The following is a 602-nucleotide window of genomic DNA, read 5'->3' as shown; positions in this document are numbered from 1 at the left end:
TTGCAATTGATGCCCGGTCAGGGGCGGGCGTGCCAGCGCGATGCCGAGCCCATAGGCGGCGGCGTCGAGCACCAGATTGTAGTCCTCGAAGCGACGGTCCTGCGGGCGCGGGCGATAATCCATGCCTTGCGCGGCAAACCAGGCGCGCCAGGCAGACGCGTCGGAATCGTTGATCAGCGGATATTTGAGCAGCCGGGCAGGGTCGCCGCGGCCGATCTCGCGGGCAAGCTCGGGTGACGCGACGGGGAAGACATGTTCCTCGAAAAGCTGCACCGAGACGCGGCCCGGAATGCCGCCGCGTCCACAGCGGATGGAGAGATCGATGCCCTCATCGGCAAGGTCGGCCTGGCGGATGTCGACATCGAGCACGATGCGCAGCTTCGAGGGATTGTTCTCCAGAGCCGCCATGCGCGGCATCAGCCACAGCCCGCTGACCGAGGGGATCGAGGTCAGCCGCACCACCGCCGTGCCACGCGGCTCGACCCAGCGGTCGGAATGGGTCGATATCAGCGCAAAGGCTTCCGCCGTGCGCAGATGCAGCCGGTTGCCCTCGACCGTGGGGCGCGCGGCGTCTCGCTGACGATCGAGGGCAACCGGCTGCA

The 602-nt window shown here is 67.6% G+C and carries 1 protein-coding gene; it reads right to left on the bottom strand.

All coding sequences use genetic code 11. The features are described 5' to 3' along the window. Positions 1–602: LysR substrate-binding domain-containing protein (locus tag EN750_RS37995; protein WP_245482949.1), on the bottom strand; the 602-nt coding region annotated here is incomplete at both ends.

The organism is Mesorhizobium sp. M7A.F.Ca.ET.027.03.2.1 (genome assembly GCF_003999175.1).
Taxonomy (GTDB): domain Bacteria; phylum Pseudomonadota; class Alphaproteobacteria; order Rhizobiales; family Rhizobiaceae; genus Mesorhizobium.
Note: the sequence above shows the minus strand (reverse complement) of the source record. Positions and strands in the feature narration are given on the sequence as shown.